Source organism: Haemophilus parainfluenzae (assembly GCF_900450995.1).
Classification (GTDB): domain Bacteria; phylum Pseudomonadota; class Gammaproteobacteria; order Enterobacterales; family Pasteurellaceae; genus Haemophilus_D; species Haemophilus_D parainfluenzae_O.
Window position 1 is genome coordinate 1499956 of sequence record NZ_UGHY01000002.1, and the last position, 15540, is coordinate 1515495.

General features: G+C 40.7%; 17 protein-coding genes and 1 pseudogene. 9 read left to right on the forward strand and 9 right to left on the reverse strand.

The window, feature by feature from the left end:
- Window positions 1-32 precede the first annotated feature (32 nt).
- Genes DX522_RS07590 through polA form a run of 3 tightly spaced genes read right to left on the reverse strand, consistent with a single transcriptional unit; the run spans window position 33 to window position 4480 of the window.
- Window positions 33-1337 carry a serine dehydratase subunit alpha family protein gene (locus DX522_RS07590; RefSeq protein WP_115180361.1) on the reverse strand — a complete coding sequence of 435 codons (1305 nt, stop codon included), beginning with the start codon at window positions 1335-1337 and terminating at the stop codon, window positions 33-35.
- 18 nt (window positions 1338-1355) lie between these two features.
- Window positions 1356-1670: a cupin gene (locus tag DX522_RS07595; RefSeq protein WP_115180362.1), complete on the reverse strand. Its 315-nt coding sequence runs from the start codon at window positions 1668-1670 to the stop codon at window positions 1356-1358.
- A gap of 11 nt (window positions 1671-1681) precedes the next feature.
- Window positions 1682-4480, reverse strand: a complete 2799-nt coding sequence (gene polA / locus DX522_RS07600) for a DNA polymerase I (protein ID WP_115180363.1) — start codon at window positions 4478-4480, stop codon at window positions 1682-1684.
- Between the two features lie 159 nt (window positions 4481-4639).
- Here polA and DX522_RS07605 point away from each other — a divergent pair, with 159 nt between their 5' ends.
- Entirely contained in the window at window positions 4640-4945 is a 306-nt protein-coding gene (locus DX522_RS07605; RefSeq protein WP_115180364.1) for a cell division protein ZapA, read from the forward strand.
- A 47-nt stretch (window positions 4946-4992) separates the two neighbouring features.
- Here the strand turns inward: DX522_RS07605 and DX522_RS07610 are convergent, their stop codons facing one another.
- Both DX522_RS07610 and ispB read right to left on the reverse strand, forming a co-directional pair.
- Complete coding sequence (locus DX522_RS07610) at window positions 4993-5733, reverse strand: epoxyqueuosine reductase QueH (RefSeq protein ID WP_049379906.1); 741 nt, start codon at window positions 5731-5733, stop codon at window positions 4993-4995.
- 1 nt (window position 5734) lies between these two features.
- Window positions 5735-6724: an octaprenyl diphosphate synthase gene (gene ispB / locus DX522_RS07615; protein ID WP_115180365.1), complete on the reverse strand. Its 990-nt coding sequence runs from the start codon at window positions 6722-6724 to the stop codon at window positions 5735-5737.
- Between the two features lie 229 nt (window positions 6725-6953).
- Here ispB and rplU point away from each other — a divergent pair, with 229 nt between their 5' ends.
- The 6 genes and pseudogenes from rplU to DX522_RS07645 form a co-directional block, all read left to right on the forward strand.
- Window positions 6954-7265, forward strand: coding sequence for a 50S ribosomal protein L21 (gene rplU / locus DX522_RS07620; RefSeq protein WP_005695431.1), 312 nt, complete (start codon window positions 6954-6956; stop codon window positions 7263-7265).
- A 20-nt stretch (window positions 7266-7285) separates the two neighbouring features.
- Window positions 7286-7543, forward strand: a complete 258-nt coding sequence (gene rpmA, locus DX522_RS07625) for a 50S ribosomal protein L27 (protein WP_005539872.1) — start codon at window positions 7286-7288, stop codon at window positions 7541-7543.
- 186 nt (window positions 7544-7729) lie between these two features.
- Entirely contained in the window at window positions 7730-8647 is a 918-nt protein-coding gene (locus tag DX522_RS07630; protein WP_115180366.1) for a DMT family transporter, read from the forward strand.
- A gap of 27 nt (window positions 8648-8674) precedes the next feature.
- A complete protein-coding gene (gene cgtA, locus DX522_RS07635) occupies window positions 8675-9847 on the forward strand; it encodes an Obg family GTPase CgtA (protein WP_049381822.1) in 1173 nt (390 codons plus the stop codon).
- Between the two features lie 85 nt (window positions 9848-9932).
- Window positions 9933-10187: a helix-turn-helix domain-containing protein gene (locus tag DX522_RS07640; protein ID WP_115180367.1), complete on the forward strand. Its 255-nt coding sequence runs from the start codon at window positions 9933-9935 to the stop codon at window positions 10185-10187.
- A 76-nt stretch (window positions 10188-10263) separates the two neighbouring features.
- Window positions 10264-11091: pseudogene (locus DX522_RS07645) on the forward strand (IS3 family transposase); the annotation flags it as partial.
- A 51-nt stretch (window positions 11092-11142) separates the two neighbouring features.
- On the opposite strand, the gene ykgO reads toward DX522_RS07645, so the two are convergent.
- From ykgO to arcA, 4 genes are all read right to left on the reverse strand, one after another.
- Window positions 11143-11280, reverse strand: a complete 138-nt coding sequence (ykgO, locus tag DX522_RS07650; RefSeq protein WP_005695435.1) for a type B 50S ribosomal protein L36 — start codon at window positions 11278-11280, stop codon at window positions 11143-11145.
- A gap of 9 nt (window positions 11281-11289) precedes the next feature.
- Window positions 11290-11556, reverse strand: coding sequence for a type B 50S ribosomal protein L31 (locus DX522_RS07655; protein ID WP_014064115.1), 267 nt, complete (start codon window positions 11554-11556; stop codon window positions 11290-11292).
- 160 nt (window positions 11557-11716) lie between these two features.
- Window positions 11717-12199: an SsrA-binding protein SmpB gene (smpB, locus tag DX522_RS07660; RefSeq protein ID WP_115180369.1), complete on the reverse strand. Its 483-nt coding sequence runs from the start codon at window positions 12197-12199 to the stop codon at window positions 11717-11719.
- 111 nt (window positions 12200-12310) lie between these two features.
- The gene (gene arcA / locus DX522_RS07665) at window positions 12311-13024 is read right to left on the reverse strand and encodes a two-component system response regulator ArcA (protein ID WP_049381824.1); all 714 of its coding nucleotides are present in this window, start codon (window positions 13022-13024) and stop codon (window positions 12311-12313) included.
- A gap of 179 nt (window positions 13025-13203) precedes the next feature.
- On the opposite strand from arcA, the gene DX522_RS07670 reads away from it, so the two are divergent.
- A complete protein-coding gene (locus DX522_RS07670) occupies window positions 13204-14970 on the forward strand; it encodes a protein-disulfide reductase DsbD (protein WP_262054293.1) in 1767 nt (588 codons plus the stop codon).
- A gap of 117 nt (window positions 14971-15087) precedes the next feature.
- Window positions 15088-15486, forward strand: coding sequence for a DoxX family protein (locus DX522_RS07675; protein WP_049364883.1), 399 nt, complete (start codon window positions 15088-15090; stop codon window positions 15484-15486).
- Window positions 15487-15540: the final 54 nt, after the last annotated feature.

The following is a 15540-nucleotide window of genomic DNA, read 5'->3' on the forward strand; positions in this document are numbered from 1 at the left end:
ATATAAATCGCACTTTATTGTTTTAAATGGGCTTAAGGGCAAGGCTTGCTCACCATAATTTCAATCACTTGGCGATCAATATGATGCATACTCTTAGAGGCAATTGAGCATAGATTGTCGATAGTGCGATCGAGATCATGTTCAACGATACCTTCATTGCCCGTAACATGGGTTTCATCCATTGCCATAAGTACTGATTTATAACCAGAAGCCACGCTGGTGGATACTTTCATTGCACAGCTATTGGATGCGCCATCGCAGATGATTCCGCTGATGTCACCAATCATGCTGCAAATCCCCATGCTCGCGGTTTCAAATTTGCCTGTAAGCAAATAGGCGATACCCGCACAGCTTCCCATTGATGCGGTTGTTACTGCGCAAAGGGCAGAGAGTTTGGGTAATTTACTGTGGATATAAATGGCCATTAAGTGTGATAAGAAGAGAGCTCGGAGACGTTTTTCCTCACTCACGTTTAAATAATCGGCGACCACAACCACGGGCATAGTCGCGGCAATACCTTGATTGCCTGAACCAGAATTGCTCATTGCTGGCAATGTAGCTCCACCCATACGGGCATCGGAGGCTGCAGTGGTTTCGATCATGATTTTACTGAGTAAATCATCTGACATTAAACCACTACCAACTTGTTTGCGTAACGTTCTGCCAATGTGTAAGCCGTAATTTTCACGTAATCCTTCGTTAGACAGTGCGCGGTTGAGCGTAGCAGCTTGTCCGATAAATCGGATTTTATCGAGCTCAACTTCACAAGAAAATTCAAAGATTTCACGTGCGCTCACCTGTTTGAAAATATCATAAGGATCGCAATCAGCACATTCATCGTGTTCTTTCTCAAAAATAACTTCGCCATTTTTTTCAATTAAAATGATGTTTGTGTGTTGATCTTGAATCGCTACTTTCACTCGGTCATTATCGGCAAACAACACGGCTTCTGAATATAAGATATGATCGGTTTGATGAATATCCACATTAACGAGCTTTTTATCAAGCATCGCTTTGGCTTGGGAAACTTGCTCTGGTGTGATGTGTTTTAATACTTCCAACTCACCCTCAGGGTCACCGCCTAAAGTACCAATTGCTGCAGCAATAGGCAATCCCACCATGCCGGTTCCAGGTACTGTAACACCTAAACCATTTTTCATTAAGTTTGGTGATACTTTAGCTTCAATACGTTCAGGTGTTTTGCCTAAATATTTAGCCGCTGTTGCTGCTGCAAGCGCCAAAGAGATAGGTTCAGTACAGCCAAGTGCCGGAACCACATCGCGTTCTACAATTTGAATTAATGGTTTTTCGATTTCGTTGAGTCTTTCTTGATTCATAAAATTCTTTTTAATATGTTAAATGCTGTCTTCTTTCTCTATAACTAATATGCGTGCTTCACCTTGTGGATGAGCAACATGTTCGGTACCGATACCCGCATAAAAAATATCACCTGTATGGAGCAATACAGTTTTCTCTTGGCCGTCTTCTTTGTAGCGCATTTCCACCGTACCATCCATGACAGCAAAGACTTCTTTACCGTCATTGATATGCCATTTGTAAGGTTTATCTGTCCAGTGAAGACGCACGGAAATACCATTCATATTGGTAATATCAAGTGCTCCCCAAGCACGTTCTGCCTTAAAGTGCTGACTTTGAATAACTTTATTCATGACTATATTCCTTAGTGCGCCTCATCCCAGTTCGTACCTTGACCTATTTCTACAATCAGTGGTACGACTAAATTAGCTGCGCTTTCCATGTGTGTTTTGATGAACTCGCTATAAAACTCAACTTTTTCTGACCGCACTTCAAACACCAATTCATCGTGTACCTGCATGATCATTGCGATATCGGGATCATTTTGTAGTTTTTGATCCAATTGAATCATGGCACGTTTAATAATGTCTGCGGCGGTACCTTGCATTGGCGCATTGATTGCTACACGTTCGGCGGCTTTACGGCGCATACCGTTAGAGGAGTTAATATCCGGCAGATATAAACGACGGCCGAATAGGGTTTCCACATAGCCTTGGGCTTTGGCTTTTTCACGAATATCGTGCATAAAAGTTTGTACGCCTGGATAGCGTTTGAAATACAAATCCATATAGCTCTGAGCATCGGTACGGCCAATACCGAGTTGGCGCGATAAGCCAAAGGCTGACATACCATAAATTAAACCGAAGTTAATCGCTTTAGCATTACGGCGTTGCTCGGACGTTACTTCATCGAGTGCGACACCAAAGATTTCTGCTGCGGTAGAGCGGTGAATATCTTTGCCTTGGGTAAAGGCGTTAATTAAGCCCTGATCCTGTGATAGGTGCGCCATAATGCGCAGCTCGATTTGCGAATAGTCGGCTGCAACAACAGTAAAGCCTTCTCGCGCAATAAATGCCTGGCGAATACGGCGGCCTTCTTCATTACGAATCGGAATGTTTTGCAGATTCGGATCGCTTGATGAAAGACGACCGGTGGCTGTCACCGCTTGATGGTAGGATGTATGCACTCGACCCGTTTGCGGATTCACCATTTGCGGCAATTTGTCAGTGTAGGTGGATTTTAGTTTGCTTAGCCCACGATGTTCTACCAATACTTTCGGCAATTCATGACTAAATGCGAGTTCTTCCAACACTTCCTCGTTGGTGGATGGCGCGCCTTTTGGTGTTTTTTGAATAACCGGCAAACCTAATTTATCAAACAAAATTTCTTGTAATTGTTTGGTTGAGGCCAAATTAAATGGCTGCCCCGCTAAGACATAGGCTTGTTCTTCTAATTCACTTAAACGGTTAGCGATTTCATTAGATTGTAGGAATAGTGCGTCGCTATCAATTAAGACACCACGACGTTCCATACGGGAAAGTACGCCTAACAACGGCAATTCCATTTCTTTAAAGAGTTTTTCAAGACTTGGTTCTTTAGAAAGTTTTTCCCATAGCATTTGTTGCAGTTTCATTGTTACATCAGCATCTTCCGCCGCGTACTCGGCGCCTTTTCCCAACGGAATTTGGTTAAATGTCAGCTGATTTTTACCTTTGCCTGCAATCTCTTCAAAACTGATGGTTTGATGCCCTAAATAACGTTTCGCTAGATCGTCCATATTATGACGGCCTGTGCTGTTGAGCACGTAGGATTCGAGCATAGTATCGAAAGCCACACCTTGCACATCAATGCCATTACGGGCAAAGATGGTGAGATCGTACTTGAAGTTTTGCCCGACTTTTTGAATAGCAGGATTTTCTAAAACCGGTTTTAACAACGTAAGTGCGGTTATTTTTTCGAGAGTTTTTGGTGCGCCTAAATAATCTAATTGTAGCGGTAAATAAGCTGCTTCACCGTTTTCTAACGCAAAGGAAATCCCCACTAAGTTAGCGGCCATATAATCTAAATTATCGGTTTCTGTATCTAAAGCAAAAAGTTTGGCTTGCTTGAGTTTTTCCACCCAACGATTTAAATCCGCTTCGGTGAGCAAGGTTTCATAACGGCTACGATCAATTTGAATTGCCGGCAATACTTCATCGCTATTGTCTTGAGCGAGCGCAGGCGTGGCTTGATAGTGATTCACTTTAGCCGGTTGTTCACTACTATTGGTGATAGAATCCGCACCATTCATCACTTCATTGAGCCAACGTTTAAATTCATAACGGCTGAAATATTCAGTGAGTTGATCGTTATTGCTTGCGCCAAGAGTGAGTTGCTCTGGCGTAATATCGAGGGCGACATCGGTTTTGATGGTGGCAAGACGATAGGATAAATCGGCCATTTCTTTTTCAGCCAATAACTTATCACCTAATTTTTTTGCCCCACGAATTGGCAATTCAGCCACTTTGTCTAAGTTGGCATAAATTTCTGCCATGCTGCCGATACCTTGCAAGAGGCCAAGTGCGGTTTTTTCACCGACACCTGCCACGCCTGGAATATTGTCGGCATTATCACCCATTAGCGCTAAGTAATCGATGATGAGTTCAGGTGGAATACCGTATTTTTCAATCACGGCATCGCGATCCAATAAGGTATTATTCATGGTGTTGATCAACATAATGTTGTCATCCACTAGCTGAGCCATGTCTTTATCGCCGGTGCTGATCAAGACTTTTTGATTGGCTTTGGAGGCGGCTACCGCTAAGGTACCGATGACATCGTCAGCCTCCACGCCTTCAATGACTAAAAGAGGAATGCCAAGGGCGCGGATAATATCGTGTAACGGCTGAATTTGTTTACGCAGATCGTCTGGCATCGGTGGACGATGGGATTTATATTGTTCAAACATTTCATCACGGAAAGTTTTGCCTTTCGCATCAAAGACTACCGCAATATGGCTGGGTTGCACTTGCGAAATCAGGCTTTTGAGCATGTTTAATACACCGTACATGGCGCCAGTCGGTTCACCAGCAGAATTGGTGAGTGGCGGAAAGGCATGAAAAGCACGATATAAATAAGATGAACCGTCCACTAGGACTAATGGATTAGGAGCAATAGTTGGCATAAATATTCCGTTCAAAAATAATGAAAAGTGTCGCATTATAGCGTAAATTGCGAAATGGGGCGAACGGATAAAGGCGGTCAATTAAACGTAAAAATTATGACGAAGGCATTTGGCTGTGGCATAATAGGATCACTTGAGCATTCAACATAAGGGAATAACATGTCATTAAAACTGGTTGAAGTTGTTGTATTAGGGCAAGTGCTGCGCTTGAATGTCCCTGCCGAACAAGAAGAGATTTTGCGTCAAGCGGCGCGTAATTTAGATCTTCAAGTATCTGAAATGAAAGAGCGTACAGGTTTATTGCAATTAGACCGTGTGCTTTCTATTGTTGCCTTGAATTTAAGTTTTGAATTAACTCAAGAAAAGAATAAAAATGCCCGGATTGAAAACGTGCTATGTACGAGAATTCAGCAGTTAGATCATTCTTTAGAGAATGCATTAGGTGGGCGCCTTATCGTCGATTAAATAAAAAAGAACCGCATGTTGAAAGTGCGGTTCTTTTTTATGTATTTTTAATCGGGCGTGTAATAGAGTTTACCAATTTCAATTTTTTGTCGCCCTGTTTCTTCACGCCATTTATTGCTGTCTCGTAAAGAATAAACGCAGCCACAATATTCTTGCTGATAAAAACGTTCACGCTTACTGATTTCGATCATGCGTTGCGATCCGCCAGCTTTACGCCAGTTGTAATCCCAATAAATCACATCATCATATTTTTCAGCCGCACGGTGACCGCAACCGTTGATTTGATCCATGTCTTTCCAGCGAGAAATACCAAGGCAACTAGTAAACACAGGGAAACCATGCTCATGAGCATATTCAGCGGCTTTTTCAAAACGCATATCAAAACACATGGTGCAACGGATGCCACGTTCAGGTTCCCATTCCATGCCTTTTGCGCGATCAAACCATTGTTGGCGATCGTAGTCTGCATCAATAAACGGAATCCCAAATTTTTGGGCAAAACGGATGTTTTCTTCTTTACGAATTAAATATTCTTTTAATGGATGAATATTCGGATTGTAAAAATAAATCGTAAACTCAATACCAGAGGCCAAAATGGCTTCCATCACTTCACCTGAGCAAGGCGCACAGCAAGAGTGGAGAAGCAACTTATTATGCCCTTCAGGTAATTCAAGTTTTTCACGAATAAAAGGCGCATTGGGATCCTTGCGCACTTTTTGTTTACGCGGTTTTTGAAATTTAGGTTGAGAATCGACCGCACTTTGCGGTTGAATTTGTTCTTCAGTCATATTAATAAGTTCGGTCTACCGATAAATAAGCCAGTGAAATTAAGGCTTTTTTGTATTCGCTTTCAGGTAATAAGGCAATGGCATCAACGGCTTTTTGTGCTTCGTGTTTAGCACGCTCCATCGCATAATCAAGGGATTTATGTTCAGCCATAATCGCAAGCACGTCATCGATCGCATCACGTTTTCCGCCTTGTTCAATGGCTTCGCGAATAAGTGCGGCTTGTTGTGGATTACCGTGACGCATTGCGTGTAATAAAGGAAGAGTCGGTTTACCTTCGGCGAGGTCGTCACCCACATTTTTTCCTAATGCCGCAGCGTTTGCGCTGTAATCTAACACATCATCCACTAATTGGAATGTGGTACCGAGATATCGACCATATTCTTGAAATGCCGTTTCAATTGATTTTTCAGCACCTGCAACAATCGCAACAGATTGTGCCGCCACTTCAAATAAACGTGCCGTTTTACTATAAATCACACGCATATAGCTTTCTTCTGTGGTATCGGGATCGTTCACATTCATTAATTGTTGAACTTCACCTTCCGCCAACACGTTGGTGGCATCTGCCATAATGCGAAGAATATCTAGCGATTGTAACTGTGCCACTAACTGGAATGCACGAGTATAAATGAAGTCGCCTACTAATACGCTAGCCGCATTACCAAAGGCAGAGTTTGCCGTTGCTCGACCACGACGCATATCAGATTCATCTACCACATCATCATGTAATAAAGAAGCGGTGTGAATAAATTCTACAAAGGTAGCACAAGTGGCCACTTTATCGCTTTCGTAGCCTAATGCACGAGCTGCTAAAACAGCAATAAGTGGTCGGATACGTTTTCCGCCACCTTGTACAATATAAAAACCAAGCTGATTAACCATCGGCACATCGGAGTTAATTTGTGCTAAAATGGCTTGGTTGACTTTCTGCATGTCCGCATCTGTTAATGTTTGAATGGCATGCATATCCATTAAATCTTGTTTGTTCATCTTCATTTGGTTCGATGGTTGTCTATATAAAAGAAAGTGCGGTGAATTTTACCTGATTTTTCAGGGTTTCTGAAATTAAACTCGAGGAAAAGCGCTTTTTTTTTATTTTATTGCAAATAAGTGCTTGCGATCGAGTTGTTTTTTCCGTAGAATTTGCGACCTATTTATATGAATTTTGAAGTGCGGACCGAAAATAGTAACGGAGAAGCACAATTATAGCGGAGTATTTATGTACGCAGTTTTCCAAAGTGGCGGTAAACAACACCGTGTGAGCGAAGGTCAAGTAGTTCGTTTAGAAAAACTTGAACTTGCAACTGGCGCAACAGTTGAGTTCGACTCAGTGTTGATGGTCGTTAATGGTGAAGATGTTAAAATTGGTGCACCAGTAGTAGCTGGCGCGAAAGTAGTGGCTGAAGTTGTGGCACAAGGTCGTGGCGATAAAGTTAAAATCGTTAAGTTCCGTCGTCGTAAACACAGCCGTAAACAACAAGGTCATCGTCAGTGGTTCACAGAAGTGAAAATCACTGGGATTCAAGCATAATTTCAGAGGAGATCAAGTAGATGGCAACTAAAAAAGCTGGTGGTTCAACTCGTAACGGTCGTGATTCTGAAGCTAAACGCCTTGGTGTTAAACGTTTCGGTGGCGAATCTGTATTAGCAGGTAGCATCATTGTACGTCAACGTGGTACTAAATTCCACGCAGGTAACAACGTAGGTATGGGTCGTGACCACACCTTATTTGCTACCGCTGACGGTAAAGTAAAATTTGAAGTGAAAGGCGAGAAAAGCCGTAAATACGTAAGTATTGTAACTGAATAATTTTACGTCTGATTTGATAAACGCCCCGCATTATCTGTGGGGCGTTTTCTTTGTTTTCTTACCTGTGATTTACAATCATTAATCAAATCTGTTATCTTGGCACTGTCATTCATTCTCTTCAATATTTCTTAGAATGAAATTTACCTGAATTCCTAACTGTGCTTTAGCCAAATAAAGGAAGACATCATGAAACAACAATCTCTTTTAGGATTTCTATTTGCTTTAATTACAGCGATGGCATGGGGATCTTTACCTATTGCGTTAAAACAGGTTTTATCCGTGATGACACCACAAACGATCGTGTTGTATCGCTTTATTGTCGCATTTCTAGCACTCTTTATTTTGCTTTCCTATAAGAAAAAATTGCCACAATTTTTCAAAGGTGGTCGATTCATTTGGCTTGTGCTCATTGGTGTTGCAGGATTATCGGGTAATTTCTTCTTATTTAATAGCTCACTTAATTTTATCGATCCTCCTTCAGCTCAAATTTTTATTCATTTTTCTTCTTTTGGCATGTTGATTTGCGGTATTTTTGTCTTTAAAGAAAAGCTCGGATTACATCAAAAAATTGGTTTGGGTTTGTTATTGGTTGGGTTGGTGCTTTTCTTCAATGATAAGCTTGAGATGTTTAAAGGAGAGAGTGGTTATTTAACGGGCGTCTTACTAAGCCTAACCGCTTCATTAGTTTGGGTGGCTTATGGTATGGCACAAAAGCTCATGCTCCGTCGTTTCAGCTCACAACAAGTTTTATTAATGATGTATTTCGGCTGTCTTTTAGTCTTTACACCTGTTGCTGAATTTTCCCAAGTAAGAGAGCTCAGTCCGTTAGCATTTGGTTGTTTAGCTTATTGTTGCTTAAATACCTTATTTGGTTATGGCGCCTATGCCGAAGCCCTTAATCGCTGGGAGGTTTCTAAAGTCAGCGTTGTGATTACCTTAGTACCGCTATTTACTATTTTCTTTGCTCATCTTGCGCATTATGCGAGTCCTGAGAATTTTGCTGCGCCAGAATTAAATATGATTAGCTATATCGGGGCGTTTGTTGTAGTATGCGGAGCAATTTTGTCGGCAATCGGACATAAGTTATTACCGCAATCAAAGTAAAGTGCGGTTAAATATTGGAGAGTTTTTATGAAATTTATTGATGAAGCCCTGATTCGTGTGGAAGCAGGGGATGGTGGAAACGGTTGTGTGAGTTTCCGCCGTGAAAAATTTATCCCGAAAGGTGGCCCAGATGGTGGCGATGGCGGTGATGGCGGTGATGTTTATTTGGTTGCAGACGAAAACTTAAATACCTTAATCGATTATCGCTTTACGAAACGTTTTGCTGCAGAACGCGGTGAGAATGGCCATAGTTCAGATTGTACAGGTCGCCGTGGTAAAGATATTACATTACGTGTGCCGGTGGGAACGCGTGCAATTGATAATGATACCAAAGAAGTGCTTGGTGATTTAACAAAGCATGGCGCCAAAATGTTAGTAGCGAAAGGTGGTTATCATGGTTTAGGTAATACACGTTTCAAATCTTCAGTGAACCGTGCACCTCGCCAAAAAACCATGGGTACACCAGGGGAAAAACGCGATTTATTATTAGAATTAATGCTTCTTGCGGATGTCGGGATGTTAGGTTTACCAAATGCAGGTAAATCGACCTTTATTCGTGCCGTTTCAGCCGCAAAACCAAAAGTCGCTGATTATCCATTTACCACTTTAGTGCCAAGTTTAGGCGTAGTGAAAGTGGATGAGAGCCACAGCTTTGTAGTGGCAGATATTCCTGGATTGATTGAAGGTGCATCGGATGGTGCGGGTTTAGGGATTCGTTTCTTAAAACACTTAGAACGTTGTCGTGTGTTAATTCATTTAGTAGATATTAACCCAATTGATGAATCCGATCCTGCTGATAATATTGCGATCATCGAGTCAGAATTATTCCAATATAGTGAAAAATTGGCAGATAAACCACGTTGGTTAGTCTTCAATAAAATTGATATGATGACTGAAGAAGAGGCGCATGAACGAGCACAAGTGATTACTGAACGTCTTGGTTGGGAAGAAGGCTATCACCTTATTTCTGCCGCAACCGGTAAAAATGTGCCACCACTTTGTCGTGATATTATGGATTTCATTGAAGCGAATCCACGTGATGCGGAAGTAGAAGAAAATAAACCAGAAGAAGTGAAATTCAAATGGGAAGATTATCATCAAGAACAGCTTGCTGAACATCAATTTGATGATGAAGATGACGACTGGGATGATTGGGACGAAGAAGATGAAGAAGGCGTTGAGTTTATTTATAAACCTTAATGCCTAAATGAAAAAAGAGCGGAAATTTGATCTGCACCCCAAAAGTTGGACTCAACAAACCAACAATTGAGGTGCAGATTTTTTTATGGGTAAACACTACGCAATCGAATTTAAATTACAGGTTCTTCAACCTATTTTGAATGGGAAAATGAGTATTAGAGAAGCCGCGCGTTTTTACAATATTCCTTCCAACGCCCTAGTCGGGACATGGTTGAAACGGTTTGAAAAAAGTGGCATAAAAGGACTGATTCCCCGTAAACCATCAGGAAGACCGCCAATGAAACCTAAATACGCCAGAATGCCACCGCCCCCAAAACTGAAGAAGACCGTTTACGCCTGAGAATTTTACAGCTTGAAGCGGAGGTGGCCTACCTAAAGGAGTTGAGAAGGCTCAGACTTCAGGACGAAGCCGAGCAACGGAAATTATCCAAAGGTTAAGAACACGCTATCCGTTAAAATGGCTTTTAGGTTTTGCACAGTTAGCGCGTAGTACGTTTTTTGCGAAACTCCAGATTAAACCGGATAAGGATGAGCAGCTGAAAAAGGCCATTAAACGCATCAAAGCCAATCATCCTGATTATGGCTACCGACGAGTTCATGCCAGCTTGCCAGGCGTGAATCATAAAAAAGTTCAACGTTTAATGCAGACACTTGGGCTTCAAGTGCGGTCAAGAAAAAGCAAGAAATTTACGACCTATCGTGGCACGATAGGGGTGATTGCCCCAAATCATATTGAACGTAATTTTAGCGCAACAGCCCCGAAACAAAAATGGGTGACCGATATCACCGAGTTTAAGGCGAAAGATGGGAGTAAAGTCTATTTATCCCCAATTTTAGACTTATTTAACAATGAGATAGTCTCCTATAATCTCAGCTATTCCCCAAACTGGGCGCAAGTAGAGGACATGTTAATGCAAGCTGTCAAAGGATTAAATAAAGCTTGTGGTGTCATTTTGCATTCAGACCAGGGATGGCAATATCAAATGGTAGCTTATCGTCGAATCTTGGCTGAATATGGCATTATTCAAAGTATGTCAAGAAAAGGGAATTGCTTGGACAATGCCGCGATGGAAAGTTTCTTTGGGCGATTAAAAACGGAATGTTTTTATGGTCGAGAATTTAAAACAAAAGAAGAGATAGTTGATGCTGTCATAAATTATTTGGATTACTATAATCATCGACGGATTCAACTAAAATTAAAAGGACTGAGTCCGATACAATATCGAAAACAATCCTTTAAATAACAGTCTAACTTTTTGGGGTCAGATCAATTTGACCGCTCTTTTTTATTACCTTTAACCTTTCTTTTTTCCACCTTGACGCGCTTTAAAGCGAGGATTAGTTTTCGAAATAACATAAACGACACCGTGGCGACGAACAATTTTGCAACCAGGACGGTTTTTTGCGCTTTTGAGTGAAGATAATACTTTCATTGAATATTCCTATTTTGATTTAAATGCGCCAAATTTACCGTAACGGCTTGCAAATTCACTTGCACGACCTTCATTACCAATTTGACGAGTTTTACCAGTATAAAATGGGTGAGAAGCAGATGAGGTATCACACATAAATACAGGGTATTCATTACCATCTTCCCATTTCATGGTGTTGTTGGTTTTAGCACAAGAACGGATGAGAAAGCCTTGTTTGGCGTTGGAATCGTAAAATAAAACGGTACGATAATTTTCAGGGTGAATGCCTTTTTTCATTAGAGCTCCTTATATGACGGAAATAATTGGGCGAAGATACTAATTTAAAGGAGAATAATTATCAATGTACTTTTATTCATGGGGATGAGAATTTTTTTCATATTAAGAAAAAGAAAAATGCCTTTCGGTTGAAAGGCATTTTGTCTATTTGTAGGAATTGTTATCCACGATGTGCGTTTTTCATAATACGCTCTTTCGCCACTTTCCATTCACGCTCTTTAATATCATCACGTTTATCATGTTGTTTTTTACCTTTTGCAAGACCGATTTTGATCTTTGCCCAAGCGCCTTTCCAATAAAGAGAAAGGGCAACAATAGTAAAACCATCACGGCTTGATTTACCGAAAAGATTATCCAGTTCACGTTTATTCAATAAAAGTTTACGTGTACGCGTTGGATCGCAAACCACGTGAGTAGAGGCCAAACTTAATGGTTGAATGGTTGCACCAAATAAATAAGCTTCGCCGTTTTTAAAAATGATATAGCTATCGCTGATATTAGCTTTACCCGTGCGCATTGATTTAACTTCCCAACCTTGCAATTCAAGGCCTGCTTCAATTTCATCTTCAATAAAATATTCGTGTCTGGCTCGTTTATTTAACGCAATGGTGTTGGAGCCGACTTTGACTTTCTTCTTGGTCATTATTATCCGTCGTTTATTAATCGTAAATTGGCATTGATTTTACCGAATCTCGCCGTAGATAGCAAAAAACAAAAGGCTGATTTGACTCAGCCTTTTACTATAAATGATAGATTATTCTTCTAACTCACCACAGAAACGATAGCCTTCGCCATGTACGGTAGCTATAATTTCTGGGGTATTAGGATGATCTTCAAAATGTTTGCGAATTCGGCGAATTGTTACATCCACAGTTCGATCTTGTGGTTTTAATTCTCGCCCTGTCATTTTTAGCAATAATTCTTCGCGTGTTTGCAATTTCCCTGGGTTTTCACAGAAATGCAACATGGCACGAAATTCGCTACGCGGTAGTTTAAATTCAACGCCTTCAGGTGTGATTAAATTATGGCTATTTAAATCCAGTATCCAACCATTAAAACGATAGTTCTCACGTTGTAAATGGGTTTCTTTGCCATTTAGTGTCATGGTGCGATGCAATAAATTTCGTGCACGAATGGTGAGTTCTCTTGGGTTAAATGGCTTAGTGAGATAATCATCTGCCCCAATTTCCAAGCCTAAAATTTTATCGACTTCGTTATCTCGCCCAGTAAGGAAAATCAGTGGAATAGCTGTTTTTTCACGTAATTCACGACCTAGTAATAAACCATTTTTACCAGGTAAGTTGATATCTAATACAATGAGATTAACCGTTTCTGAGTTTAACTGACGATACATTTCCGCACCATCTTGTGCTTGTAATACCTCATAGCCCTCAGCTTCAAAAATTCCTTTTAACGTATTACGGGTTACCGCTTCATCTTCCACGATGAGAATTTTCGGGGTAGCCATTCGTTGCTCCTTGTTATCCTTTGTTATGGGCATATTTTATAATTGCAACATTGCTGTAACAACAGAAAAGTGCGGTCATTGTTTAAATTACATTTAATTTTATGATCTAAGTCATAAATTATTAACATTCTTTTTATCTATGCTAGAATTTTAGTAGGAACAATAGTTGGGACTTTATGATGAAGCGAATTCTTCTTTTTTTATTTTTTATTTTTACCGCACTTTCCACTCAAGCTGGTCTTTTTGATAAGAAATCGGCTTTCTTACCTGTGGATGAAGCTTTTCAATTTTCAGCTGCGAAAAGCGATAATCAAGAAAATGTGATCGTCAATTGGTCAATTGCAGAAGGGTATTATCTCTATCAAGAGAAAATTTCCGTGAAACTTAACCAAGCGGAAACCTCATCCTTTGATGTGCCGACATTTTCTATTTTACCCGAAGATTATAACGATCCTTATTTTGGCTTAATGAAGATTTTCAAAAAGCCCGTGCAAGCTATTTTTAAAGCGAGTCAGCCTCCATTAAAAGAAGAAGATGTGATTGAAATTGCTTACCAAGGTTGTACTGAGGGCTTTTGTTATCCGCCTGAAGTGAAAGAAATTAAAGTAGCCGATTTACCTATCGCACAGGTCGCTAATACCGAAAAAACATCGGAAAAATCGACCGCACTTTCAGCACAACCCAAAGCAGAGCAAGACCGTTTAGCGGAAAGTTTATTTAACAGCAAATATGCTGTATTTGGTTTCTTCTTGTTAGGATTAGGTTTGGCCTTTACCCCTTGTGTGTTGCCAATGCTACCACTGCTTTCAGCGATTGTGATTGGCCAAAATCAGCGTCCTAATATGTGGCGCGCTTTTGCATTAAGTTTTGTGTATGTGCAGGGGATGGCGCTGACTTATACCTTGCTAGGCTTGATTGTCGCCGCAATTGGTTTACCTTTCCAAGTGGCTTTGCAACATCCTTATGTGATGATTGGGTTATCCATCATCTTTGTCTTGTTAGCATTGTCGATGTTTGGCGTATTTACCTTACAGCTCCCAAGCTCCTTACAAACAAAACTTTCTTTACTTAGCCAACAGCAAAAAGCCGGCGCTTTTGGTGGTGTGTTCTTAATGGGCATGATTGCGGGACTTGTGGCTTCACCTTGCACATCAGCACCGCTTTCTGGCGCCTTGCTTTATGTGGCGCAGAGTGGTGATTTGTTTACAGGTGCGATCACGCTTTATTTGCTCGCGTTGGGCATGGGCGTACCGCTGATTTTAATCACTTTATTTGGGAATAAAATCCTGCCTAAATCAGGCATGTGGATGGAAACCGTCAAAAAGCTCTTTGGCTTTGTGATGCTCGCATTACCGGTATTCTTAATTTCTCGTATTTTGCCAGAGGAATGGACACCAAGATTATGGGCAATGCTCGGTACCGCATTTTTCATTTGGTTTGCGTTCCAAATGCCAAAAAATGGCACCGGTTGGGTATTCCGAATTCTCTTTTTAGTCGCGGCTATGATTAGTGTTAAACCGCTTCAAACTTGGGGTTGGGGTGAAACCTCAACACCAAGTGCGGTCGAAAATAAAGCAGTTTCCCATGTTGAATTTAAGAAAGTGAAAAGCGAAGCTGAATTGCAACAAGCACTTGCTGAAAATAACAAATCGCTTGTGATGCTCGATCTTTATGCAGATTGGTGTGTGGCTTGTAAAGAGTTTGAAAAAGAGACATTTAGCGATCCTAGTGTACAAAAAGCCTTTGGTGATATGTTGCTACTTCAGATTGATATGACAAAAAACTCCGAAGAAAACCGCGCTTTAATGACAAAATATAAAGTGCTAGGTTTGCCGACTATTTTATTCTTTAACCAAGATGGAAAAGAAATTGAAGGCAGTCGTGTTAACGGATTCATGCCAGCTGTTGAATTTTTACAATGGATTGAGAAAATCAGTAAAGCGTAAGATTATTTCCTAATAGTAAAAAGTCCTTTTCGATTTGAGGTATTGTTTAGCTTTGAGTTAATCATTAATATACACCCCGTTCTCAAATCACTTTTTATTTTTTATTAGGAAAACTTTATGAAAAACTTAGAAAAATACTCTCCGTATGTTTTAGCTTTATTGCGTATCGTCGCTGCGTATATGTTTATCTTACACGGCACAGCGAAATTCTGGGAATTCCCAATTTCAATGACGGGTGGTAACGGCGCAGTAGGCGATCCAATGATGATTGTCGGTGGAGTAATCGAGATTGTCGGTTCAATCCTATTAATTTTAGGTTTATTTGTTCGCCCAGCGGCATTTATCCTTTCAGGTCAGATGGCTTATGCGTATTTCTTTATGCACGCTGCAGGTAAAGGAAATTTATTCTTCCCAATCGCGAACGGTGGTGAACTCGCTTTACTTTACTCTCTCGTGTTCTTCTATTTTGTGTTTGCTGGTGCTGGTGCATTTTCTTTAGATAACCGCAAACGTTAATTAATCATCTTATTCATTTATTGCCCGCATTTTGCGGGCTTTTTTGTTTTTAAA